The sequence below is a fragment of the Flavobacterium erigeronis genome, assembly GCF_054075165.1.
Genome location: NZ_JBSKGP010000006.1, coordinates 159971 through 185183 on the forward strand (window position 1 = coordinate 159971; position 25213 = coordinate 185183).

General features: G+C 36.2%; 21 protein-coding genes. 18 read left to right on the forward strand and 3 right to left on the reverse strand.

Annotated features, from left to right (window positions below):
• Positions 1–3: 3 nt before the first annotated feature.
• Entirely contained in the window at positions 4–609 is a 606-nt protein-coding gene (locus ACWA1F_RS13360) for a hypothetical protein (RefSeq protein WP_456894300.1), read from the forward strand.
• Between the two features lie 96 nt (positions 610–705).
• Here ACWA1F_RS13360 and ACWA1F_RS13365 read toward each other — a convergent pair whose 3' ends face one another.
• A complete protein-coding gene (locus ACWA1F_RS13365) occupies positions 706–786 on the reverse strand; it encodes an IS3 family transposase (RefSeq protein WP_456894459.1) in 81 nt (26 codons plus the stop codon).
• Between the two features lie 416 nt (positions 787–1202).
• Between ACWA1F_RS13365 and ACWA1F_RS13370 the strand changes: the two genes are divergently transcribed.
• From ACWA1F_RS13370 to ACWA1F_RS13450, 17 genes are all read left to right on the forward strand, one after another.
• The gene (locus ACWA1F_RS13370) at positions 1203–2648 is read left to right on the forward strand and encodes a TolC family protein (RefSeq protein WP_456894302.1); all 1446 of its coding nucleotides are present in this window, start codon (positions 1203–1205) and stop codon (positions 2646–2648) included.
• Entirely contained in the window at positions 2649–3641 is a 993-nt protein-coding gene (locus ACWA1F_RS13375; RefSeq protein WP_456894303.1) for an HlyD family secretion protein, read from the forward strand.
• The gene (locus ACWA1F_RS13380; RefSeq protein ID WP_456894305.1) at positions 3638–4822 is read left to right on the forward strand and encodes an ABC transporter permease; all 1185 of its coding nucleotides are present in this window, start codon (positions 3638–3640) and stop codon (positions 4820–4822) included. The genes ACWA1F_RS13375 and ACWA1F_RS13380 overlap by 4 nt, the downstream gene beginning before the upstream one ends.
• Complete coding sequence (locus ACWA1F_RS13385; RefSeq protein WP_456894307.1) at positions 4791–5978, forward strand: ABC transporter permease; 1188 nt, start codon at positions 4791–4793, stop codon at positions 5976–5978. Before ACWA1F_RS13380 ends, ACWA1F_RS13385 begins: the two co-directional genes overlap by 32 nt.
• A 38-nt stretch (positions 5979–6016) precedes the next feature.
• The gene (gene aspT, locus ACWA1F_RS13390; RefSeq protein WP_456894309.1) at positions 6017–7711 is read left to right on the forward strand and encodes an aspartate-alanine antiporter; all 1695 of its coding nucleotides are present in this window, start codon (positions 6017–6019) and stop codon (positions 7709–7711) included.
• A gap of 35 nt (positions 7712–7746) precedes the next feature.
• A complete protein-coding gene (locus tag ACWA1F_RS13395) occupies positions 7747–9396 on the forward strand; it encodes a bifunctional aspartate transaminase/aspartate 4-decarboxylase (protein ID WP_456894311.1) in 1650 nt (549 codons plus the stop codon).
• Between the two features lie 24 nt (positions 9397–9420).
• Positions 9421–10470, forward strand: a complete 1050-nt coding sequence (locus ACWA1F_RS13400; protein WP_456894312.1) for a type II asparaginase — start codon at positions 9421–9423, stop codon at positions 10468–10470.
• A 53-nt stretch (positions 10471–10523) separates the two neighbouring features.
• Positions 10524–11714: a porin gene (locus tag ACWA1F_RS13405; RefSeq protein ID WP_456894314.1), complete on the forward strand. Its 1191-nt coding sequence runs from the start codon at positions 10524–10526 to the stop codon at positions 11712–11714.
• A gap of 124 nt (positions 11715–11838) precedes the next feature.
• Positions 11839–14487, forward strand: a complete 2649-nt coding sequence (locus tag ACWA1F_RS13410; protein ID WP_456894316.1) for a sigma-54-dependent Fis family transcriptional regulator — start codon at positions 11839–11841, stop codon at positions 14485–14487.
• A 240-nt stretch (positions 14488–14727) separates the two neighbouring features.
• Entirely contained in the window at positions 14728–15483 is a 756-nt protein-coding gene (locus ACWA1F_RS13415; RefSeq protein WP_456894318.1) for an SDR family oxidoreductase, read from the forward strand.
• Between the two features lie 210 nt (positions 15484–15693).
• Positions 15694–16572: a pirin family protein gene (locus tag ACWA1F_RS13420; protein ID WP_456894320.1), complete on the forward strand. Its 879-nt coding sequence runs from the start codon at positions 15694–15696 to the stop codon at positions 16570–16572.
• Positions 16573–16610: 38 nt separating this feature from the next.
• A complete protein-coding gene (locus tag ACWA1F_RS13425; protein WP_306160374.1) occupies positions 16611–16802 on the forward strand; it encodes a hypothetical protein in 192 nt (63 codons plus the stop codon).
• Between the two features lie 37 nt (positions 16803–16839).
• Positions 16840–17196, forward strand: coding sequence for a YciI family protein (locus tag ACWA1F_RS13430; protein ID WP_456894322.1), 357 nt, complete (start codon positions 16840–16842; stop codon positions 17194–17196).
• 68 nt (positions 17197–17264) lie between these two features.
• Positions 17265–18275, forward strand: a complete 1011-nt coding sequence (locus ACWA1F_RS13435) for a bestrophin family protein (RefSeq protein ID WP_456894324.1) — start codon at positions 17265–17267, stop codon at positions 18273–18275.
• Between the two features lie 77 nt (positions 18276–18352).
• On the forward strand, positions 18353–18931 hold the full coding sequence (locus ACWA1F_RS13440) for a Crp/Fnr family transcriptional regulator (RefSeq protein WP_456894326.1): 579 nt from the start codon (positions 18353–18355) through the stop codon (positions 18929–18931).
• 165 nt (positions 18932–19096) lie between these two features.
• Entirely contained in the window at positions 19097–19954 is an 858-nt protein-coding gene (locus ACWA1F_RS13445) for an SDR family oxidoreductase (protein WP_456894328.1), read from the forward strand.
• A gap of 224 nt (positions 19955–20178) precedes the next feature.
• Positions 20179–21186, forward strand: coding sequence for a VOC family protein (locus ACWA1F_RS13450; RefSeq protein WP_456894330.1), 1008 nt, complete (start codon positions 20179–20181; stop codon positions 21184–21186).
• A gap of 70 nt (positions 21187–21256) precedes the next feature.
• Here ACWA1F_RS13450 and ACWA1F_RS13455 read toward each other — a convergent pair whose 3' ends face one another.
• Both ACWA1F_RS13455 and ACWA1F_RS13460 read right to left on the reverse strand, forming a co-directional pair.
• Complete coding sequence (locus ACWA1F_RS13455) at positions 21257–22072, reverse strand: tyrosine-protein phosphatase (protein WP_306160363.1); 816 nt, start codon at positions 22070–22072, stop codon at positions 21257–21259.
• 29 nt (positions 22073–22101) lie between these two features.
• Complete coding sequence (locus ACWA1F_RS13460; RefSeq protein ID WP_456894333.1) at positions 22102–25005, reverse strand: TonB-dependent receptor; 2904 nt, start codon at positions 25003–25005, stop codon at positions 22102–22104.
• Positions 25006–25213: the final 208 nt, after the last annotated feature.

Sequence of the window (25213 nt, forward strand, 5' to 3'; positions counted from 1 at the left end):
AATATGAATAAAGTGGTATTTTTATGTTTACTAATTTTTGTAAACTGTAATTCTCAGAATAAAAAACATTGTATTGACAAAAAGATTAAAGTTGAATATTTATCGGATATCGATAAACTAATAAAAAGCAAATATATTTGTGATTATTCATTTAATACTTTTGGAAAAGATCGATTAGATAAATGTAAAGTTTTGTTTTCAGATGAAAACTATAAGGTTATATATGATCAACGTAAAACAAGAATACTGATAGATAAAAAATTAAATTTGAAATTTGCTATTGTTAGTATTTCTCCAGATTTTAAGGTTATTGAGTCGGTACCAAATTCTTTATATGTATTAGATAACAAATTAATGCCAATATATTCAATAACAAAGTTTGGAAAAGATAAATTTCATACCTACAGATATAAATATGATAGAGGAAATTTATTTATAGAAATAGCAACCGATAATGAAAGTAAAAATATTAATGTAGATAAGCTAACATATAAAGAATTAACATCATTAGTATCAAAAATGAAAACTAAATTTACTTACAAAATAAATAAAGGTGATTTTGATGAATATTTTTATGATGTTCCTTTGTGGACAGAAGGTTACAAATAGATAAAGTTACAATCGCTACCTTAAGAGTTTAGCAAAAAAACTTCGTAAATGTTTCTTAGAGTACATCCAAAAGTGTAGACGAATTTATAATTAAATTTAACAATAATGAGCTCGATATTGTATCGGGCTCATTCCTTTTAGATTAAGTTTTATTCTATTGTTATTAGAGCAATTTATATTCTATTATTTCCCCCGCTCTGCGAAGTAGTCAACTAAAATCTGCGCAACTGTCTCTGACTTTTGCGCATTTTTTTGCTTCATAGAATATCGAAGTTAGTAAAACAATAGATTCTCAAAATAGCGCCATTACAACAATAATTGAGACAACGATAAGTTCATTATGTTCAGCATTACTTTTATAGCCAAAAATAAGGCAACCCCCATTGTAAAATCTAATTCTAGTTTTTTTTGTCCGTAACATTACAAAATAGAATATTCTCTTCCAAAAAACACACTAATTCCACCACTTTCTCCATGTTGCAAACTCCCCAAATAGGTTGCACATTATAATATGCAACCTATTATCAAGGCATTAGCTTGCTATTTATGTTTAATTTTAAAATCCGATTGTTAAACATAAATGCAATTCAAGAATGAGAATAAGATTACGTATTTTTCTGCTGCTTCAATTTCTTTTTACTTTCTGCGTAAGAGGCCAGGAAAAAGTATCTCTGGAATATTGTTTTGCTACTGCTAAAGAAAATAATATTACGCTAAAGCAAGCCCAATCAGGATTAAAAACGGTTCAGTATAATCTACAGGCAGAAAAGAACAGTTATTTTCCAAAAGTAGATCTTCTTTCAAGTTACACCTATTTAAGCAGTCCTTTAACCATTAATCTGCAAACTGTTAAAGACGGAATTGTAGAAGGCTCATCTAAGCAGAGTGTCAATACCGCAAATCAGATTTTTAATGAAATAACGGGAAACAATTTGTCACAAGCCGCTCAGGATCGCATTTATAATACCTCTAAAACTATAATTGGCGGAATTTACCCCGATTACAATCCTGCGTTAAGCGAACAGTCTTATTTTTTGGCTGGTATAGGTGTGCGACAGCCTCTTTATTTAGGAAATAAATTAAATTCATCGATTAATGTAGCAAAATCTGTCGTCAAATCTGCTGAATTTAATGTAGATCTTGTGGGTAAAGAAATTGACTTTTTAATTACGCTTCAGTATGTCAGGATTTTATATCTGAATTCTTTAATGAATAAACAGCGAACCATTGTTGAAGCTTTAAATAAAAATAAAAACTACGCAGAAGAATCTGTTAAGAATGAAATCTTGCCTCCGTATCAAAAAAACTGGACCAACGTAGTTTTGATTCAGGCTGAAAGTCAATTTAATACCATTTCAAACGAAAAGCAAAATGCTCAAATTGAATTAAATAAACTAATCGGAATTGATTTGGATTCGAATCTGATTATTTCAGATACGCTAAAATACAATGCCGTTAATCTGAATGAACCTATAAAAGATTTTTGGCTTTCAAATCCGACCTATCAAGTGGCCAATAGCAAAATAGAATTTGCAGAAGCGACTGAAAAAATCAGTAAATCATTGTTTCTGCCCAATCTATTTGCAGTAGGAAATTTTAATCTCTACCAAAAAGATCTGCCCGTAACAATTCCGAATTGGTTTGTCGCACTAGAATTACAGTGGACTTTATTCAATGCGCAGACAGGCAAACGTGTACAGGCGAGCAAACAATTAATTGAAGAAGCCAGATTAGGAGAAGAAAATGCAAGTCAGCTGCTTAAGATGCAATCTAAGGTAGCAAAGAATAAATTGGACTCCTTTGAAAAAGATGTTATGGCATTAGATGCGGCAAGAAAGGAAGCCTTTACAACCACGAAACTAATTACACAAAGAATGATGAATCAGCTCTCATCACCAAAAGATGTCAACGACGCTTTACTGATTGAATCTGAAATAGATAAAGGCTATTATACAGCTGTTTTAGGCTATTATATAGCACTTGCAGAGTATTTTAACAGTATTGGAGAACCAACAAAAATCACTCAATTTATTCAATAGATGAAAGATATATTTAAAAATTATTGGGCTTTGCTGATTCCTATATTGGTTTTAGTTGTAGCGTTATTCTTTTTTTTGAAGAACGGTGACGATTCTGATGATAATTTTATCGGAATGGTTGATGCTTCAAGTGTTGATGTCGCGGCTGAATTTCCCGGAAGATTAGATTCTTTATTAGTAAAACAAGGAGATACGGTAAAAGCAGGGCAATTAGTAGCAATACTTCGTTCTAACGAAATTAATGCAATCAAAGCACAGGCTTTATCGGCTATAGACGCAGCAAAAGGACAACAGGAATTATTGACGAGAGGTGCTAGACCAGAATTAATCGAAGCCACTTCAAAACTCTATCAGATTAGCGAAGAACAATATAAATTATTCAGCACGACTTATGATCGTATGGAGCGTTTGTACAATGCAGATGTAATTTCGGGGCAGGAAAAAGATGTTTTCTATTTTAAATTTCAAGCCGCCAAAAAAGAAATGGAAACGGCAAAGTTAAATCTTAAAATGTTAAAAGACGGAGCGCGCCCAGAAATGATTAAAACCGCAGATGCAATTGTAAAACAAGCCGAACAAGCGTATGAACTTACTAAGGCTTTAGGAGATAACACCAAAGTCTATGCGCCTGCAACAGGCGTTATTTCAAGTTTAGTTACGCATCAGGGAGAAATTGTTTCCATCGGTTATCCGATGATGACAATTGAGAAAAGAAACTCAACCATCATAAAATTCAATATTCGCCAAGACAAAGCCAATTTACTTCAAGTAGGAAGTAAAGCATCAGTTAAAGTTCCTGGTTGTACTCCTGAGACTTTTCCTGTTGAGGTGAGTGCAATTGCGCCATCATTAGAATTTGCCAATTGGGTTCCATCCAAAGATAAAGGAGAATTTGAACTTCGAACTTTTACTATCGAATTAAAACCTCAAAACTTATCACAAATTAAAGGATTGCGGTCTGGAATGACTGCCTCATTAATTCTACCAAAATGAGTACCATCGGAAACATAATCATACGCGAATGGAAACGCATTCTGAGTCTCAAAGTTTTTTACTTGGTGATGCTTGTTATTCCTGTGATTCTGTTTTCTTTTTATGCGCTTATTTATCAAAAACATGATGCTAAACACTTAGCATTTGCCGTTTGGGATGAAGATCAAAGCACGGTTAGCCGTCAGCTTACTTTTCTATTAAGCCAACAAGAAGCTTTACAAATTACCCGCAGAGCTTTTAGCGAAGAAGAAGTTAAAAAACTGATTCAGCAAGGCAAGATTTTGGGAGCAATTCATTTTCCAAAAGATCTGGAGAAAAATATTTATAAAAGGCATCCAAGCAATGTAACGCTTTATACCAATGCAGGATCGCTTGTTCCTGCAAAATTGGTGTACAAAGCAGTTGCTCAGGTAATTATTACCGGAAGCACAGGAATCATTTTGCAAAAGCTCGAAAAAACGGGAATGAAAGCAGATCGCGCAATGGCAATTGCAAATCCTATAAATCTGAATACGTATCAGCTTTATAATCCAACTTATAATTATCAGGAATATCTCGTTCCAGGCTTAATAACCGTCGGAATGCAGATGATTTTGATTATCAGCTGTATGCTGGCTTTAAATTATGAATGGGTAACCGGAACTATGGATGAATTTTACGAATGTGCCAATGGTTCTGTAATCAACGCAATTGTAGGGAAAACTTTTGCCCATCTTGCGGTAAGTTGGATCAATTTTGCTTTGATTGCTTTTATCGTTTTTCCTTTTTTTGATATTGGAGTTGGTGCGGCAACAGGCAAATTTTTTGTCATTTATACTTTATTGTCTTTGGCTTGCATCGGAATAGGAATGTTTATTTCGGCATTATTTAAAGATGTCATGCTTTCGGGCGATGTGGCTTTGTTTTATACTTCTCCGGCCTTTGTTTTTAGCGGCTTTACATTTCCGCGCTGGGCTATGCCGTGGTACGATCAGTATTATGCGCTTATTATGCCTTATACTGCATTTCTCGATGGATTTTTTAAAGTTTATTATATGAATCTGCCGATGCATTATGCTTTGGGGGATCTTAAGAAATTGGGATTGTTCTGTTTGGTCATGTTTCCAACAGCTATTTTATTATTTCAACGTCAATTTAATTTAATCAGAGATGAAAGAAAAATCACAACAGTCGCTGATTAAACTCTTTTTAAGAGAAGCCAGATTGATCGCTAAGGATCATAGTGTACTGCTCACAGTGCTTATTGCGCCTTTGTTATACGCTTTTTTCTATGGAAGCATTTATATCAATAAAGAAGAATTTGAAGTCAAACTTGCCGTTGTCGACGATGATCAATCGCAGTTATCGCGTTTGCTTCAGCAAAATATTGACAATTCACCGATAGTCGACTTAATTCATTTTTCGAATTTGAAAGAAGCTCAAGAAGCAATGTACCGCGGAAACTGCCAAGGGTATTTTTATATTCCTGAAGGCATAGAAAAAAACTTGCTTAGTTTAAAACAAAGTAATGTGGTTTTGGCGGTAAACGCAGCACGTTTTTTACCTTCAAGCGATTTGCTTATGAGTGTACAGCAAATTTGTCTGACCATTGGCGCAGGAGTACGACTGCAATATTTTCAAAAAAGCGAAGGCATGAGCACAGCAGCTTCTATGGATAATGTTATGCCAGTCAATTTAGATTATCGACCGTTATTTAATGAGCGATCGAGTTATGGCGCTTTTTTATTACCGGGACTTTTGGCTTTGATTTTACAGCAAACTTTACTTATTGGTTTATCTGAAAGTGTGGCGGGAGAACGACAGCATTCTCGCTTAAAGGATTGGCTGAGCGCCGGAGTTTCGAACGGAATCTGGGGCAAAGGATTATTCTATCTGCTTCTTTTTTCTTCCTACGGATTTTTCTTTTTGAACGTCAATTACAAATTACTAAATCTGCCCATGCGCGGAAATGGTTTTGAATTGGGCATTTTGCTGTTATTATTCATTATCACTTTAATTCCGATGGCGCAGTTTATCGGTTCCTTTTTCAAATCCCAGCTCATTTGCCTGCAGGTTATGGCATTTTCGACTTATCCCATTTTTCTAATTACAGGTTACAGCTGGCCGTTTGAATCCTTGCCAGTTGTATTGCAATGGCTCTCCAATCTTTTACCTACTACACCATTTATTGCCATGTACACCGGAATAGTTCAATCGGGTGCAAGTTTGCGCGATACCCCATCGACGTTACTGCATTTGATGCTTCTGCTGGTATTTTACAGCACCGTTTGTTACCTCAGATTATTGTATTTATCAACGACTGATTTTAGGCGTAAAAAGCGCTTCTCTTTTTTGTAATGTTTTTTAGTGAATTAACCCTATATAAATAAATTGCTATGGATTGGATTGTAAGTACACTTAAAGAATACCCGGAATTAGCTGTTTTCCTCACTTTATCTCTCGGATATTTTATTGGAAAATTTAAAATTGGAAGTTTCTCTTTAGGAACTGTAACAAGTGTTTTGCTTGTAGGGGTCTTGGTCGGACAGCTGGATATTGTAATTTCTCCAAATGTCAAGTCTGTTTTTTTTCTAATGTTTTTATTTGCTGTAGGTTACAGTGTTGGACCCCAGTTTTTTGGCGGACTTAAAAAAGACGGATTACCGCAAATGTTATACGCCGCAATTGTCTGTGTCTTTTGTCTGGTCTGTCCCTATCTTATTGGTATACTAATGGGCTATGATGTGGGATTGACGGCGGGTATGTTGGCAGGATCACAAACCATTTCAGCCGTAATTGGTGTCGCCTCAGATACCATTAATCAGTTGGGTATTCCCGCAGAGCAAAAGACCGATTTAATTAATAAAATTCCAGTAGCGTATGCCGTTACCTACATTTTTGGAACAGCAGGATCAGCATGGATATTAGCTTCAATTGGGCCAAAATTACTGGGAGGAAATCTTGTCGAAAAAGCCAAAGAACTCGAAATTCAACTTGGAGGAGATTCCATTGGTGACGATCCCGGAATCGCGTCGGCTTATGATCGTGTGATTTACAATGCGTATCAAATTTCTGCAGCATCAGAAGGTTGCAATAAAACAGTTGCTGAGATCGAAGCAAAGTTGGAAAGCAAAGGAAGACATTTATTTATTCAGCGAATTCGTAAAGGCAAAGAAATCATGGACGTTACAAAAGATACGATTGTAGAAGAAAATGATGTTATCGCGCTAGGAGGCAGAAGAGAGTTTATGATGAATTATGTCGCCGTAAACGAAAAAGAGGTATTTGACGTAGAACTTTTGAATTTCCCTGTCGAAATTTTAAGTGTTTTGATTGTAAAAAAAGAAGTGCTGAATAAAACCATAGCAGAACTGAGAAACAACAAATCTTCGCATGGTGTCATAATCAGATCTTTAAAACGTGCCGGAATTGATATGCCCATTTTGCCTAATACGGTTTTGCAAAAAGGAGATATGATTGAACTTGTTGGCACTAAAAAAGATGTAGATCAGGCTGCAGTCCATATCGGTTATCCAGACAGACCAACGAATACTACAGATATGGCTTTTGTAGGTTTGGGAATTGTTTTAGGAGGTTTGGTAGGAGCACTTACTTTACGAGTTGGCGGGGTTCCGCTTAGTTTGAGTACGAGTGGTGGCGCCTTGATTTCAGGACTTGTTTTTGGTTGGCTTAGAGGTCAGCATCCTACTTTTGGCCGAATTCCGGAACCTGCTTTATGGGTGATGAATAATGTCGGACTAAATATATTTATTGCTGTTGTTGGAATCACAGCGGGACCAAGTTTCTTGGTAGGTTTTCACGAAGCAGGTTGGGGACTTTTTATCGCGGGTGCGGCTGCAACAGCAATTCCGTTGATTCTGGCGCTGTTGCTGGGAAGATACGTCTTTAAATTTCATCCTATAATTACTTTAGGATGCGCTGCTGGAGCGCGAACGACTACTGCGGCTTTAGGCGCTTTGCAGGATGCTGTGCAAAGCAAAACTCCTGCGCTTGGATATACGGTGACCTACGCAGTTGGTAATACACTGCTGATTATCTGGGGAGTTGTGATTATTCTTATTATGAGTTAATGTGCTTGTTTTTATAAATCTAAAAAATTTTTATTATGGCTATTGATATTTCCAAAATTAAAACATCGCGTGAAGTCGAAAAAACACTTCAGACGCTAAGCCCTTTTGAAATTAAAAATGAACTAATTCGTCTGGCAAACGAAAGCGCTTTGAAATCTACAGCTATTACGCTAAATGCAGGAAGAGGAAATCCGAACTGGATTGCGACCGTTCCGCGTGAAGCTTATTTTTTGTTTGGACAATTTGCATTAGACGAATGTAAAAATGTCTTTGAAGAACAAGGAATTATGGCTGGAATTGTACAAGACAAAACTGGCGTTTCCAAACGTTTTGAAGAATTTTTGAGTAAAAACAAAAACACTCCAGGAGCATCACTTTTAGAGAAAACCTATCGTTACGGAGTAGAAAAACATGATTTTGATGCCGATGCTTGGATTCGCGAATGGATTGAAGCTATAATTGGGTTCAATTATCCAGTTCCAGATCGTATGCTGAGTCACATGGAAATTGTTGTACACGATTATATCACTCAGGAAATGTGTGGTTTAGGAAATGATAAAGGAAAGTTTGATCTTTTTGCAGTTGAAGGAGGAACGGCCGCCATGTGTTATATTTTCGATTCTTTTATGCAGAATCATCTAACCGAGCGCGGAGATAAAATTGCACTATTGACACCAACCTTTACACCTTATATCGAAATTCCAGAATTGGATCGCTATAGTTTTGAAGTGGTTCATGTACAGGCAAGCGGAGAAGGAGAAAATGGATTTCATACTTGGCAATATCCGAATTCAGAATTAGATAAATTAAAAGATCCGTCTGTGAAAGTTGCTTTTGTAGTAAATCCGAGCAATCCGCCTTCTTCGGCAATGAGTACAGAGACATTAAATTACATTGCAGATATTGTTAAAAATCACAATCCTGAACTCATGGTCATTACAGATGATGTTTACGGAACGTTTATCAACAACTTCAGATCGTTGATGGCTATTATTCCTTATAACACGGTTACGGTCTATTCTTTCTCCAAATATTTTGGCTGTACAGGATGGCGATTAGGAATTATAGCGATTCATGAGGATAATATTTTCGATAAAAAAATTGCGAATTTAAGCGATGCTCACAAAAAAGAACTGCATCATCGTTATTCTTCTTTAACGCTGGAACCAGAGAAAATAAAATTCATCGACAGACTCGTTGCAGATAGCCGTCAAGTAGCTTTAAATCATACCGCTGGACTTTCATTGCCACAGCAATTTCAAATGATGCTTTTTTCTGCTTATTGCATTTTAGATACTCAGGATGTTTACAAAACATTGACGCAAACTATTATCAAAAAACGTTTAAATCTGCTTTGGGAAGGAATGGAAGTTCCAATTCTAGAAGATCCAATGCGTGCAGGATATTATTCTGAAATTGATATTATGGTCGCCGCTAAACATTTTTACGGTGATGGTTTTGCAAACTGGCTTGTGACCAATTTTGAACCAGTTGATGTTTTATTCCGCTTAGCAGAAAAAACAGCCATTGTACTTTTAAACGGAGGCGGTTTTGCCGGACCAGAATGGAGTATAAGAGTTTCGCTTGCCAATCTTCCAACAGAAAGTTATTTAATTCTTGGTAAAAACATCCGTAAAATTTTAATGGAATATGTAACCAGCTGGGAAAATTCAACCAAAAAATAAATTATAAATCAAATCTTTTAAATCATGAAAACACTATTAGCTTTAGTCTTATCGATTTTTTTAAGTTTCAGTATTCAAGCGCAAAAATTACCCCGAATTAAAGTGCTGGCAACTGGTGGAACAATTGCAGGAAAAGGAGCTTCGGCAGACCGTTCTGCTTATAAAGCAGGAGAATTGCCTATAAAAGATTTAATTTCTGCTGTTCCGGGAATTGAAAAAATTGCAGACATAACAGGAGAACAGATTGCCAACGTTGGTAGTCAAGATATGAGCGTTGATATCTGGATCAAATTGAATAAAAGAATTAACGAAATTTATAAAAATAACGAAGCCGACGGTATTGTAATTACGCACGGTACAGATACGCAGGAAGAAACGGCTTATTTTCTGTCGTTAACCGTTCGTTATGACAAACCTGTGGTGATTACAGGATCAATGCGTCCAGCGACAGCAATCAGTGCCGATGGTCCTAAAAATTTATTTGATGCGGTGACTTTGGCAGCTTCAAAACAGGCAGCAAACAGTGGAGTATTATTGGTGTTTAATGAATACATTTTATCTGGAAGAGATGCCGTAAAAACAAGCACTACACACTTAAACGCTTTTAATGCGCCAAATAGCGGTCCGATAGGGCAGGTTTACGACGGAAAAGTAGTTATGTATCAAAAAGAGCTTAGAAAAAGCAATAAAAATACGCCTTTTGATATTACAGGATTAACCAAATTGCCAGATGTTGCTGTAGTAGAATTATTTGCAGATGCGCCTGCAACGGCTATCAATGCGTACGTTGCTTCTGGTGTAAAAGGCATTGTAACAGGCGGTTTAGGAAACGGAAATCTAAACAAAGTAAATTCAGATGCCGCAGCTGCTGCAGTTAAAAAAGGCATTGTCGTAGCCCGAGCATCCAGAGTGCCAACAGGAAGAGTAACACTTTTAGACGAAACCGACGATGCAAAATTAGGAACCATAGTAGCCGATGATTTAATTCCGCAAAAAGCGAGAATTTTATTGATGTTAGGGTTAACCCAAACCAGTGATAGCAAAAAACTTCAGGAGTATTTTTTCGAGTATTAATAATTTAAACAGGGAAGTATTTTATAGTGCTTCCCTGTTCAAAACCTAAAAATATGCGTAAACTATTTTTAATACTAGTAGGATTAATAGCTGTCAATATTTATGCGCAGCAGGATAAACAGGCAGACACCATAATTAATCATCAGGTACCTTTGATAAAGGCCAATAAAGCCGATTTGTTAAACAATGTTGATGTCATTTTTAATACGCAGCTTGGTATGAACAATTATTTCGCTGATGGAAAATATACAGGAAGCAGGTTCGAAATCAATCAGTTTAGATTAGAAATAAAAGGAAAGGTCTATAAGGATAAAGTGTTTTTTAGATTTAGAGATCGATATACCAAAAATACCGAAGTGCAGTCGGTAGACAATATGTCAAGTTCGACAGATTTGGCTTTTATTGGTTATACGATATCCAAGAAAACAAGTATTGCGGTCGGAAAAATGACTGCCAATTGGGGAGGTTACGAATTTGATATGAACCCGATCGATATTTACCAATACAATGATATCGTCGACAATTCAGATAACTTCTTAACGGGGGTGCAATTCAATTGGATTCCGTCCAAAAATCATTCATTTTCAGCTCAGGTATTAAACTCCAGAACTCAAACTTTTTCAGAGATTTATCAGGATGTGCCCGATATTACAGAAGCAAAATTTCCAGCAGCCTATATCGGAAACTGGAACGGAAGTTTTCTAGACGGAAAATTCAAAACGATCTACAGTTTCAGTATTTTTCAGGAGGCCGAAAAACACGGCAAACCGGTAAATATGTATTATACCGCACTTGGAAATCAATTTAGAACTAAAAAATGGCTGTTTCAATACGATTTTAAATGGAGTAGTGAAGATTTGGACAGAACGGGAGTGGTGAGTACGATTATTCCAGATAACATCTTAGATCATGCTGCAGAAAATACCAATTATGTTGAACATTGGCTAAGAGCAGTATATTCGCTTAACGAACAATGGAAACTTTCAGCAATCGGAATGGTCAGTACAGCATATTGGAAGGATGTTCCTTCAGATTTGGCAACTTCTACACGTATGAGAACCGCATGGGGAGTTATTCCAACAGTCGAATTTTATCCCATTAAAAACTTTAATTTAAAATTCTATGCGACTTATGTCGGAAGATTTTATGAGTATAGCGACTATTCGAAAATGTATTTAGGACAAGTCAATAATAATACAGGCAGATTAATGATTGGAGTTATTTCTCCATTGTTGGTATTGTAAGTTTTGTAATTAAGGGTGTTCAGGAAAGTATTTTAAGATTCGATTTATTTCAATTGAAGGAGCTTTTGCAGGTTAAATTTAAGTAATTTTAACGGATAATTATGACTTGTAAATTGTCTGTAAAATGAAGAACGAAAAAACGAAGTCCCCTTCAGCAAATAAAAAATCTAGTTCTAATAACTCATCACAGATTGCTGTCGAGCATGAAAGTGTTGTTTTATTAGATTTAGGGAAAGATATTACTAAAGTCAGGGAAAAGAAAGATCTGATTTTGCTTTTTTCTAAAAGGTTAAAAGGGCTTTTTTATTTTACACATACAACCATTACACTTATAGATCATAAAGATAAAACGTATGCTGGATTTTTACTGGATCGCGATGCAGATGCGATATTAGACAAAGAATCATACGCGAAGCTTCAAAAAACACATTTTACACTCAACGAACCTTTTATTAAATCGGTTCTCGCTGCCGATGAACCGATTTCTTTTATAGTAGAAGAAGTTAAAGATAAACCCCAAAGTCCTCGTTTTTTGCAGGTAAATTACGATGGAGGTGTGAGAGAAACTTTAATGACGACATTGTGGAATGAAGACCAGCCTTTGGGATTTGTTCACCTTTATACCGATAAGCCTGGCAGTTTTACTCCAGAATTTCGGAATATAATAAAAGGAATTGCACCTCAGCTTTCTATTGCTGTTTCTAATATTATTAAAAATGAAGAACTGCAGAAAAAAGAGCAGGAAAAATCATTTCTGCTAGATTTTAGCAATGATATTTCAGAAGTAAGAACCAAACAAGATTTAGCAGTTGCGGTTCGTACAGCCTTAAAACAAATAAATCCGCTTCAGGGGTATGTCATACGCAAACTGAATGAAGACGGCAATTCGCTCAGCACTTATATTTATGATGAAAGCCTAACCATAGATGATAATCCAATTTTGCAGGAATTATTAGCATCCAAATTTCCTGTAAACGACGGTTTGCAAAATCGGGTTTTAGATAGTTATATTCCTTTGCTTTTTAATGTAGATATTGAAATTGACAGAGGAATTGATGCACCTTATCTTTTGTTCTGGAAAAATTTGGGATTTCAAAGAATGGTCGGCATTGCTCTTCGAAATGGCGAAATCGTATTGGGAATGTTATGGCTGGCAATTGAAGAAATTAACATCTCACTGCTTCAGGGAATCTGTTTTCAAATTTCTACCGCAATGTCAAATATTATTGCCAATGAATTATTAGAAAGCAAAAACAACGAACAGGCAGTGCTTTTGCATTTTAGTAATGAAATTGCGGGAGTGCGCACCAAAGAAGACTTAGAAAACGCCATAATTAACGTGCTTCGTGATCTTCTAGATACCAAACTGGCTATGCTAAAAGTTTTTGATGACGATGATTACGGCTTAACTTCCTACATGTTTGACAGATCTTTATTTGTAAAAGCAGAAATTGATTTTGACAAAATGGCTGCCATAAAACTCAATATAAAAGAACCTTATACTGCTCAGGTAATAAAAAGCGACGGCACTGTTATTTTTAATGTAGAGGAAGAACTTAGAAATACCAATTCTGATTTTGCCCAATTATGGAAAAAAGTTGGATTTAAAAATGCTTATGGCGCTTTATTAAAAGTTGGCACTTTGCGAGTGGGGACGATGTGGCTTTTGGCAGACAAATTGAATCCGTTTATTTTGAAGGGACTTTGCTCTCAAATTTCTGTCGCTATTGCGAATATACAGGCCAATGAAAAATTACTGCTTTACAAACAGCAGTTAGAACATGAAAATGTCTATTTGAAAGAACAGATTAAAAACATTTATAATTTTTCTGAAATCATAGGCAGCGGAGTGCAGATGCAGAAAGTTTATCATTTGATGTCTTTAGTTGCCGATTCCAATTCGACAGTTTTGATATTGGGAGAAACGGGAACAGGAAAAGAATTAATTGCGCGCGCCATTCATAACGCATCTTTAAGAAAAGACAAATTAATGATTAAGGTAAATTGTGCAGCAATGCCAGCCAGTTTAATCGAAAGCGAATTGTTCGGACACGAAAAAGGCGCATTTACAGGAGCAACAGAAAGAAGAATCGGAAAATTTGAACTCGCCAACAACAGTACTTTATTTTTAGATGAAATAGGAGAAATGCCTCTAGAAGCACAGGTTAAACTTTTGCGTGTCATTCAGGAAAAAGAACTGGAACGCGTGGGAGGAAAAGATACCATAAAAGTGGATGTGAGAATTATTGCCGCCACAAACCGAAATCTGGAAGATGAGGTTGCTGCCGGCCGTTTTCGATCGGATCTTTTTTACCGATTGAATGTATTTCCTATTTATTTACCTGCACTTCGTGATAGAATGGAAGACGTAGAACCGCTCGCCAATTTCTTTGTCACTAAATACAGTAAAAACAGCCGCAAAAATATAAATCGCATTGCGCCAAAAGCACTGCAGCAGTTGCAGAGTTATTTATGGCCAGGAAATGTAAGAGAGCTCGAACACTTAATAGAACGTAGTGTATTAATGGCGGAAGACAATGTTTTAAGAGAAGTTTATATTCCGAGAAAAGCAGATAAAAGCAATGATGCTGACGAAAATATTTTCAGTAAATCACTAGAAGAAATGGAACGTCTGTTTATTATAAGTGCTTTAAAACGATGCAAAGGCAAGATTTCTGGAGCTGGCGGTGCAGCAGAAGTATTGGATATTCCAGGAAACACACTTCATTCTAAAATGAAAAAACTGCTCATTACAAAAGCAGATTACTTTTAGGAATAAAAATATTTTTCATCATAAATGCTCATTACTAATTCAGTATTGAGCATTTTTATTTTTAAAATTTTCACTAAATAAAGTGAATGTCAAAGTGATTTCCCTTTAGGAAGTGAATTTTGAAATATTGATTTTAATGTAACTAATTGTTTTTTAGGTATTTATATGAATGGCACGCATCTTGGCTATTACTAATCGAAAACGAAAATCAATTTTATCACAATTTAAAAAATCAATATCATGAAAATTTTAGTAATCGGAGGAACAGGATTAATCGGATCAAAAGTAGTAAACAAACTTCGCGATCAGGGACACAATGTAATTGCAGCGGCGCCATCAACAGGAATTAATACTATTACGGGCGAAGGACTTGCAGAAGCGGTAAACGGAACAGATATCGTAATTGATTTGGCTAACTCGCCATCATTTGCAGACAAAGAAGTGTTAGAATTCTTTGAAACTTCTGGAAGAAACCTTTTAGCGGCAGAAATCAATGCGGGAGTAAAACATCATATTGCACTTTCTGTGGTAGGTACAGACCGTTTGCAGGAAAGCGGTTATTTTAGAGCCAAACAAGCTCAGGAAAATTTAATCAGAAAAGCGGGAGTTCCGTTTACGATTATTCATTCTACTCAATTTATGGAATTCCTTGGCGGAATTGCTGCATCTGCTCACGAAGGAGGAAGTGTTGTAATTTCTCCAGCCAAAATCCAGCCGATAGCTTCTGAAGATGTGGCTTCTATGGTTGTAGAATTATCACTTGCCAATCCGATTAACGATATTATTGAAATCGGTGGACCGGAACGTTTTAAACTTTCAGAACTTTTACAGACTTATTTGACCAAAACAAATGATCCGCTAGAAGTGATTTCAGATGAAAAAGCATTATACTTTGGTTCTCCTCTTGAAGAACTTACTTTGGTTCCTGCAACAACCGCAAAACTAGGAACTATCACTTTTGAAGAATGGTTTCCAAACCGTCCTCAAAGAGCCTAATCTAAATTCTAAAAAACTATAAAAGCTTCGATGCCCGTTGAAACGAAGATGACGGGTAGGCAGTTTGTCGAGGCGGTTGTAATGGGCGTACACTTTCCACCCGTTCGTGTATTCTTGTGCCCTACGTCAGCGTAAATTATTTTACGAAAACTGATCAACAACACGGCAAATCAATGGGCAACGGTGTTTTCTAACCATAAAAATAATAATATGAACAAGTTAAAACTCTCAGCAGTGGTCACTCCAGAAGTACAGGGAGATGAACAGTTTTTTGCCAGAAAAGCAAGAAGCAATGATTTTGACGGACTAATGAATCCGATTATCGGATTTGATCATTTTGAATTGACTCATGATGTCTACGGTCCGCAGCCACACGCAGGAATGTCGGTACTGCATTATGTTTTTGAGAATTCGGCTCCTTTTCAAAGTTTAGATTCAAAAGGGAATAATACGGTTATAACTCCAGGAAGTCTGAATTGGTCTTATGCAGGAAAAGGAATCGTTCATTCTGAATTTCCCGTTACTGAAGGTACCAATGTTGAAGGTTTACAGTTGTTTGTAAATAGTCCAGCAGCAAAAAAACAAAACGATCCTAAAAGCTTATTTATTGATAAAGCGCAAATTCCCGAAATCAAAGAGGAAGGTCTACGCGTAAGAGTGGTTTGCGGAAAAACTGGAAATACAGAAAATAAAGTTGAAACGCCAGATTTATTAACCGTTCTCCATGTTTTTTTAAAGGCAGGAAAAGAATTTTCGCATCAGCTTCCGGCACAATGGTCGGGAACAGTTTTGGCAGTCGAAGGTTTTTTTGATTTTATAACCAATCAAGCCACTACAGAATTGGAGGAAGGAATGGTTATTTCTATGGCAGGATCAGATCTTGAAGAGCCTCTCAAATTTATCGGAATTACCAATAGCGAATTGCTGTTTATTTCTGGAGAACCGCTAAATGAACCTTTCTTTTCTAAAGGCGCTTTGGTAATGGAATCAGAATTGGCTTTATCTCAAGCTGTAGCAAATTTTGAAAATGGGAAAATGGGCTTTATCGAAGTAAAAGGGAAAACTCGAAAAGTGATTAAGCCGGTATAGAATAAAGAATTTGAAGGAACTAATTAAAAAAGAACATCATGAAACTAGTTAATATTTTTAGAATATTGGGTTTAACCAAAACTCAGATTCATAGTAATGAAGAAGAAGGTGAGCTAAATCTGCATCATCACGATTTAACCGATGGATGCGAATTACTGGACGAAACAGTTCACATGAAAGAACAGCCGTTTGACGAGAACGAAGAAGAAGATTACGCATCTATTTTTTAAATATAAAACGATTTATAAATCCTTAAATACAAGTATTATGCAAGAATTTTTAGTAGTGATCCACAGAGATTTCACTAGCGAAAAACCAGTCCCAACACCAGAACAAATGAAAGATGCCATAAAACCGTATCAGGATTGGATTGCAGGAATTGCAGCTCAAGATAAATTGGTAGCTCCGCCAAAACGTTGGGATCTAGACGGAAGAGTGATTAAACATACCAAAATGGGAAATCATATTACATCTGGACCTTTTGGACATGGAAAAGAATCAATTGGCGGTTTATTTTTAATCCGATCAAATGATTATGATGAAGCCGTTAAAATTGCAGAAGCATGTCCGATTATTCAGTACGGAGCAATCGTTGAGGTTCGAATGTCTGTTCCTGTAGCTTAATTTCCGTAAAAGCATGTCTGCGCCCCCAAAGACATGCTTTTTTTGATTTTAATTTTAAAAAACACACCATGTATATAGGTAAATCATATAAACTTTCGGAGTTTATTTTCTGGACTAGAAAGAGCATTTATATTTTGCTTTTATTGAGTAGCATTCCAGTTCTTTTATATGAAGTTTTTGCTGTAAAATGGCTTGCAATTTCTTGGACGGTTGTAGCATTACTCGGAACGGCAACGGCGTTTATTGTTGGTTTTAAAAATACCCAAACGTATAATAGAACCGTAGAAGCACAGCAAATTTGGACTTTTATATTAAATACAAGCCGAACATGGGGAGTAATGTGCCGAGATTTTATAAATAATTCTGAAGAGGCAAAAACACTAATTTATCGTCATTTTGCTTGGCTTACTGCACTGCGCTACGAAATGCGTTCCTACCGCGTTTGGGAAGCGAGCCAGAAAAAACACAATGCAGAATATCAGGAATTTTATTATAGCGTTCCAGAAAATGAAACTAGTCTTGGAGAAGAGCTTTCAAAATATCTATCTCCAGCTGATTTAGAATATGTTTTAGGAACTAAAAATAAAGCGGTGCAAATTATGGCATTGCAAAGCAAAACGCTGAAAAAGCTTTTGGACTCAGAAGAAATTGTTTTGATTCAGTTTTTAGAATTCCAAAGAGCCATAAAAGACTTTTACACCCATCAAGGGAGAAGCGAGCAGTTGAAAGATTCTCCTTATCCAAGACAATATGCCATTATAAATACTTTGCTTGTTCGTCTTTTCTGTTTTCTCTTGCCTTTTGGCTTATTAAGAGAATTTGATAAAATGAACGAAAGTATAACTGGCATCATGCAGGGAAATATGGTTTGGCTAGTGATTCCATTCAGTGTTATTATTTCTTGGATGTATACTTCGCTCGGGCAAGTGGGAGAAAGCACCGAAAATCCATTTGAAGGAAATGCGAATGATGTTCCTATTTCGCAGATTTCAAAAATTATAGAAATCGATCTTAAAGAGATGCTTGGAGAAACAAATCTTCCAGTACTGCCAGTGCCACAGCATAGTATTATATTGTAATTTTTTTGATTATGGATTACTTAGCTCGATACTGAAAAATTTGTTCATCAGATGGCTTTTATATAATTTTACATGCTATGTATGAAATATTCCAAAAGTATCTTGAAGATAAAACTGAGCTAACTCAGGAAGAATCTGAGCGTATTCGGTCATTTGCCATTATAAAAAAACTTCGAAAAAGACAGTATCTTCTACAGGAAGGTGATATCTGGAAATATGACGCATTCATTACCCAAGGCTGTGTAAGGACTTATACAGTGGATGAAAAAGGAGGCGAACATGTTAATAGTTTCAGTATAGAAAATTGGTGGACAGGAGATCGTGAGAGCTTAATGATGCAGCAGCCGTCTCGATTTAATATTGATGCTATCGAAGATACAGAGCTTGTACTTTTTACTCATGAAAATTTTGAAATGCTTTGCAGAGAAATTCCAGCCTTTAATAACATGGTCAATACTATTTTGCAAAGAAGTTTTATAGCGGCTCAGAATAGAATTCAGGCTTCACTCACTTTAACAGCCGAAGAAAAGTATTTAAATTTTGTCAATAAATATCCAGGCTTTGCTTTAAGAATTCCGCAGACTATGATTGCCTCTTATTTGGGCATGACACCAGAAACGCTAAGCCGTATTCGAAAACAGACCGCAAAAAAATAAACCATATCAGGAGCTTTAAAAGCTCCTTTTTTTATGCCCGTTTCAAACTCTTGATCTAGATCAAGTTTTTACTTATTTCTAATCAATGTGCAGGTTTTGCATTCTGCGCAACTTTGTAATGTTCAAAAGAAACAAACATTATAAACATTTAAAATATTAGAAATCATGTCAAAAACAATTTTTATTACAGGAACAAGTACAGGCTTTGGAAAACTTACCGCTATAACATTAGCAAATGCAGGACATTCAGTAATTGCAGGAATGCGCAACACAAACGATAAAAATGCCGCTGCTGCAAAAGAATTAGGAGCAATAGGAAATATTGAAGTTGTAGATATTGATATTACAGAAGATGCATCAGTTAAGGTTGCAATCGAAAAAGTAATCACTAAATACGGAAAAATTGATGTTCTGATCAATAACGCGGCAGTAAGCGGTTTTGGTCTGCTTGAAGGCTATTCTGTTGATCAGGTTCGTAAAATGTTCGACGTAAACGTTTATAGCGTTCTTCGTATGTATCAGGCAGTTCTTCCTTCTATGAGAAAAGAAAAAAGTGGCCTTGTCATTAATATTACAACAGGAGCAAGCGGACACACATTGCCTTTTATGATTCCGTATATCGCATCAAAATTGGTGGTAGAAAGTTTTACAGAAGGATTGCAAGATGAATTGGCAGAGTACGGAATTGAAAACGTAAGTATTCAGCCGGGAGTTTATCCAACAGAAATGAATAACGGATCAAAAGCGGGTATTCATGCCGATAAAGCAGAAATTATCGCCGAATACGGAGAAGCAGCAACAGACAAATTCAATGCTTTAGGAACAGCTTTATTTGGTAAAATGGCTCAGTTTGATATGAATCCACAGACTATTGCAGATGGTATTTTAGAATTGGTAAACATGAAAAAAGGAGAGAGACCGTTGCGTTTTCCATTAGATGCCATCGCTCAAGGAACTGATAAAGAATTTATTGAAGCTCGTGCCAATATCAAAGCTAAATGGCTAGCCGCTTACACTAATTAATTTTCTGAAACATTAAATAATTAGACAAAATTTAATTTTTAACACATAGAAGCATAGTTTTTTCTTTATCTGAAAAGAAGATGAAAAGAAACTCGTTTCTCACACATAGCTATGTTTGTTTATGCAAATGAAATGCCTTTTTAAGCTTGCATAAGCTATGTTTCTATGTGTTAGAATATCAACAATAAAACATTAGATAATTTATTCAAACATTTACAATAATCATGAAAACAACTCATAAAAAATCAAATAAAAAAGTACAGACTTCAGCAGCAGCAATGCTTAACTTATTAATTCTTTTTTCTGCTTCTGAAAAGACTGTGGCTCAAAATAATGCAGGAATAGTGGGAATCGATCATATAGGAATTAATGTTCCAGACCTCAATAAAGCGATACCATTTTTTGATGATGTACTCGGGTTTAAACCTGTAACACAATTAGGACCAATTCCGCTAGATGATGCTTGGAAAGAATTAAATCATATCAATCCGAAAACGGGAGCAGTTACGATAAAAATGATAAATGCAGGAAACGGAGCAAGCATTGAAGTATTTGAATATGCAGATAACAAAGGAAGCAAAACACAGCCAAATACCGATGATATCGGCGCATCGCATATTGCTTTTTACGTAAATGATATTCATGCAGCGGTGCAATATTTAAAAAGCAAAGGCGTAAAAGTATTGGGCGAACCATTTACAATGCCGTCGGGAGATACAGCTGGAGAATCTTGGGTATATTTTGAAACACCTTGGGGATCAAAAATGGAACTGGTTTCGTATCCAAACGGAAAAGGCTATCAAAAATCAAATCCGAAAACGGTTTTATGGTCGCCAAAAGATACAGCAGTAAAAAAAGTTACAGCAGATGATTTTGATGCTAAAAAGAATACGGCAATAGTAAAAAATCACCTAAAAATCTGGAATGAAAAAGACGAAGCAAAACGTAAGGTTTTATTAAATCAAGTTTACGCAGCAGATGTAGAAATGGTTGATCGTCATTTTATTGCTGAAGGAATTAATGATATCAGTAAATTTATTGTAGAACTTCAGACCAAAAATCCTGATTTTAAATTTACAGCCAAATCAATGGAAACGAATCATAATATAATTCGCTTGTATTGGCAATTTGGTTCAAAATCGAAACCAGCGGTTGTTAGCGGTATGGATTTGTTTGTGATCGAAAATGGAAAAGTACAGAAACTGTATGTTTTTGTCTCTGAAAAAGAATAAGCAACTTTCTCTATAAGCGAAAAGCTGTCCAAATTGGACAGCTTTTTCTTTGAAATAAAACACGAAACAACTACACAGTATATTTTTTTCTTAATAGGGCAATTTCTTTTGTTCCAATACCCATTTCCTGCTGAAGGAAATTTTCAATGCTTCCGTATTGGTTTTTTAAACCATTAAAAAAGGCACGGATAAGTTCTGGTTTCAATGACATTGAATTCTCAACTTCCTGTTCTGTCATACCGCTCATTTTAGCTAAAGGTGCTAACATTTTTTTATTCATTGGTTTCAAATAAACATTAGAAGCAACATAATCGGCTTCGATTGTTTCTTGAGGAACCTGCAAAATATACAAGAATAAAGCAGTTGCCATTCCCGTACGGTCGCGTCCTCCTGTGCAATGGTACATTACAGCTTCTTTTTTATCAGCAGTTAAAAGTTTTACAAATAGAGGACGGAATCTGTCGCCACTATATTTTACAGCGTCAACGCCATAGAATTTTTCCAGAAAGTTGCCTTCTTTCAAAAACTTAACCATTTGCGCCGGATTTGGAAGACTGTCACTTCCTGCTGGACTTAAAGTATAATCTGTATTTTTTGGTAAGTGATCTGGAGCTGCTTTAGCTTCGGCAACACCTCGAAAATCAATTACAGTGTGAATTTTTTTCTTGTCTAATATTGCTAAATCGGTATCTGTCAATTTATCAATTCCTGCGCTTCTATACACTTTTCCCCACGCAACCTGCTTTCCATCCATAGTTTTGTAACCGCCTACATCTCTAAAATTTACGGTTCCTTTTACAGGGACTAATCTTTTAATGCTATCTGTAAGTTGAGCAGAGGCAACTAGCGGTGCCAAAACTGCCATTGTGATTATTGCTTTTTTCATTTTGTTGAATTTATTTGTGTTTATTGTTTTTAGAAAATATCATATCTAAGTCCTGCCTGACCACGGCTTCCGTACCATTCTTGAGAAGTAACACGGCGTTTTTCTTTACCCATATACATTTTTACAGGAGAATCGGTTAAGTTGTTCAGCTCAAGAAAAACTTTCAGTCTTTTAGTGATGCTGTAGGTTGCAGAGGCGTCAACGGTAAAATTAGAATCTGTCCAGATGTAATAATCTGGGCCTAATTGCTGATTGATGCTTTCTACAGAATTTCCGCGGTAATTACCTGCAAGACGCACCATTAAACCATTTCTTTCGTAAAAAAGAATCGCATTAAATAAGTTTTTAGATTGGTTTGGCAGTCCTGTTTTATCATTTTCAACACCAGTTGCGGTAATTCTTGGCACTTCCGTTTTAGAGTCGATAAAAGTATAGTTGAACTCTACTCCAAAGCCACTCCAGAATCCGTTAAGGAAATCGAATCTTTTGTTGATTCCTGCTTCAAAACCAAATAAAGTAGCTTTGTTTAGGTTTTTTGCCTGAGTTACTAAGTAATCTTCACCGTCAATATTCTGCATGCTTACATCTGTAAAAACAACGTCAGTAATATTTTTATAGAAAGCGCCTCCAGAAAGTAGTCCAACATTGTCGAAGAAGTATTCTCCCATCAAATCAAAATTGTTGCTGAATGTTGGTTTCAGATCAGGATTCCCTTGTGTAATCGTCATTGGTGAAGAAGTGGTATTGGTCGAACTTCCTGGTGTCATATCTCCAAAATTCGGACGTACAAATGAGCGTGTATAAGCGGCACGAAGATTAGATTTATCGCTCAATTTATATTTTAAATGCAACATCGGAAGAAACGCGTTATAATCATTTTCAACCTTTGACGGACTTAAGGTTACAACAGCTGGAGTTCCTTCTGTAGTAGCTTTTGTTCCGTTTAATGTCATATCGGTATATTCATTTCGAATACCTCCAATTATTTTAAAATTTTCTGAAGCATCTATTTCAGCCATCGCATAACTTGCAATTACACTTTCGTCGCCCGTATAAAAAGCAGTTGCATTCGTTTTAGAAGTAAAATCCATTATGCCGTTAGCCGTTTGAAAAGGCTGTCCGAACATAGCAAACAACTGATCTTTAGTTAACGGATTTACGATGAATTGGCTAAAATCTCCATTCATGTTTCCAAAGAATTTGCTTCCGCTTGGGAAACTAGTTGTCTGCAGATTCGATAACGGGACCAAAGCTGGTGAATTTGGAATTCCAACCGCAGCAGCTGGCAAGTACACATAATTTGATCCGTAAGTATTGGTTCTGTCTTTATGGCGGTATTTTGCACCAAACTTCAGATTTACTTTAGAGCTAGCTTCAACCTTTAAATTGATTTGTCCGATTTGATCTCTTTCGCTGTTGTTTAATTGTGCAATTACCAATTGGTTTAGCAATAATTTTGAAGGATCCATCACTTCATTTGGATTTGCAATTCCAGTTTCAAAATTGTCAACCGTTCCTCCAACACCGTTTGGAGAATCAAAGCCCCAATAACGTTTTCCATCGCTTGAAAGATCATTGAAACCACCTGTAATTTTCTGGCGGAAAGTAGCAATTGGAAGACCTTTGTTTACAGAAGTAGGAGGCGTATCCAAATAATAATCTGATTTATGATTGCTGTAACTCCAATCCAGTTTGAATTTTTCGCTCATTTGATGTTCACCGCCAACTTCAAATCCGTTAAGCGCCGTTTGGTAATGAGAATATCTGTAATTGTATTGAAAACGAGAATTTGTATAATCAATATAAGATTCATATACTGGGCGTATATCGTCAAACTTATTCGCCATTCCTCTAAAGAATATTTTGTCGGCAGGTGTAATTTTGTATTCTGCACCCACATTTAATCCTTTAGTTTCGCGTTCTCCCATATAACGTTTAAAAAGAACGGTATTTAAAGATCTTTTCTGCTGTTCGGTCGCTGCACCGGTATTGTAAGTTGCGGCAAACTCATCAGATCCCCATTGTCTGCTCCAGATCGCTCCAGAAACAATTACACCTAATTTATTGTTGAAGAAACGATCGCCGTAAGTAATAGAACCATTATACGTTCCATTTTCGCTAAAAGTATTGTAACCTCCCGCAGCACTTACGTTTAAGGTACGTTTTGAAGGTGCAGTACGAGTAATAAAGTTAATCGATCCTCCAATTGCATCGCCTTCCATATCTGGTGTAATAGCTTTGGCAACTTGAACATATTGAATCATTTCTGATGGAACTGCATCCAATACAGACGAACGGTTCCCCATAACATTCGAACTTGGCAGGCGATTTCCGTTAAATAGAGTAGAAGTCCAAGCAAAAGGAGTTCCTCTTACCGTAGCCTGATCGGCCTCACCGTGATATCTCGCCACGGCAACACCCTGCATACGCTGTACCGCTTCGGCAGCGTTACGGTCTGGTAATTTACCAATGGCATCGGCAGCCATAACGTCCATAATCGCGAGCGAATTCTTTTTAATGCTATACGCTTTTGCCTGAGAAGGAGCCATTGTTCCAGACACCACAATTTCTTTTAATGTGCTTGAACCGTCTGGCGACATTTGGATTAAACCAATATCATTGATTCCTTTTACTAAGTTTAAAGTAATTGATTTTGTTTCAAAACCGATATAGCTAATTTCGATTGTGACTTCGCCAATCAGTGGTGCAGTCAAGGTAAAAGCACCTTGAATATCTGATATGGTAGAATTTTGAAAACTTTTTCCAGTAATATTCGCAGTCGGTAATGTGCCGGTATCGCTGGTAACGATTCCTTTAATGGTCTGAGCATTTCCAGACAGTAAAGCGCCTGTTGTAAGCAGCAGGGTAAAAAGTATTTTTTTGAATACCTGCTTTTGATTGAGTTTAAATTTGCAAGAGTTTTTCAGTAACATGGTTGTGTTTTTTTTGGCAAATTTGTTACGAAATATACTTTGTCGCGACCCTGTAGATTTATAAGTACTTAACAGTCGTCTCAATTTTTTATTTTTTATTTAAAAGCTTGTTTTTAAAGGGATTTAAGATTGTTATTAAATTGTTACGAACTGATTTTTTTGCAATTTGTAAACATTTAGTTAACTCCGTGAAAGTACTTTAGCACAA

Coding starts and splice junctions, on each gene's coding strand:
- ACWA1F_RS13375 (WP_456894303.1), top strand. CDS start 2,649: ATGAAAGATATATTTAAAAATTATTGGGCTTTGCTGATTCCTATATTG.
- ACWA1F_RS13455 (WP_306160363.1), bottom strand. CDS start 22,072: ATGAAAAAAGCAATAATCACAATGGCAGTTTTGGCACCGCTAGTTGCC.
- ACWA1F_RS13360 (WP_456894300.1), top strand. CDS start 4: ATGAATAAAGTGGTATTTTTATGTTTACTAATTTTTGTAAACTGTAAT.
- ACWA1F_RS13415 (WP_456894318.1), top strand. CDS start 14,728: ATGAAAATTTTAGTAATCGGAGGAACAGGATTAATCGGATCAAAAGTA.
- ACWA1F_RS13370 (WP_456894302.1), top strand. CDS start 1,203: ATGAGAATAAGATTACGTATTTTTCTGCTGCTTCAATTTCTTTTTACT.
- ACWA1F_RS13420 (WP_456894320.1), top strand. CDS start 15,694: ATGAACAAGTTAAAACTCTCAGCAGTGGTCACTCCAGAAGTACAGGGA.
- ACWA1F_RS13460 (WP_456894333.1), bottom strand. CDS start 25,005: ATGTTACTGAAAAACTCTTGCAAATTTAAACTCAATCAAAAGCAGGTA.
- ACWA1F_RS13440 (WP_456894326.1), top strand. CDS start 18,353: ATGTATGAAATATTCCAAAAGTATCTTGAAGATAAAACTGAGCTAACT.
- ACWA1F_RS13425 (WP_306160374.1), top strand. CDS start 16,611: ATGAAACTAGTTAATATTTTTAGAATATTGGGTTTAACCAAAACTCAG.
- ACWA1F_RS13430 (WP_456894322.1), top strand. CDS start 16,840: ATGCAAGAATTTTTAGTAGTGATCCACAGAGATTTCACTAGCGAAAAA.
- ACWA1F_RS13410 (WP_456894316.1), top strand. CDS start 11,839: ATGAAGAACGAAAAAACGAAGTCCCCTTCAGCAAATAAAAAATCTAGT.
- ACWA1F_RS13395 (WP_456894311.1), top strand. CDS start 7,747: ATGGCTATTGATATTTCCAAAATTAAAACATCGCGTGAAGTCGAAAAA.
- aspT (WP_456894309.1), top strand. CDS start 6,017: ATGGATTGGATTGTAAGTACACTTAAAGAATACCCGGAATTAGCTGTT.
- ACWA1F_RS13450 (WP_456894330.1), top strand. CDS start 20,179: ATGAAAACAACTCATAAAAAATCAAATAAAAAAGTACAGACTTCAGCA.
- ACWA1F_RS13380 (WP_456894305.1), top strand. CDS start 3,638: ATGAGTACCATCGGAAACATAATCATACGCGAATGGAAACGCATTCTG.
- ACWA1F_RS13435 (WP_456894324.1), top strand. CDS start 17,265: ATGTATATAGGTAAATCATATAAACTTTCGGAGTTTATTTTCTGGACT.
- ACWA1F_RS13405 (WP_456894314.1), top strand. CDS start 10,524: ATGCGTAAACTATTTTTAATACTAGTAGGATTAATAGCTGTCAATATT.
- ACWA1F_RS13385 (WP_456894307.1), top strand. CDS start 4,791: ATGAAAGAAAAATCACAACAGTCGCTGATTAAACTCTTTTTAAGAGAA.
- ACWA1F_RS13400 (WP_456894312.1), top strand. CDS start 9,421: ATGAAAACACTATTAGCTTTAGTCTTATCGATTTTTTTAAGTTTCAGT.
- ACWA1F_RS13445 (WP_456894328.1), top strand. CDS start 19,097: ATGTCAAAAACAATTTTTATTACAGGAACAAGTACAGGCTTTGGAAAA.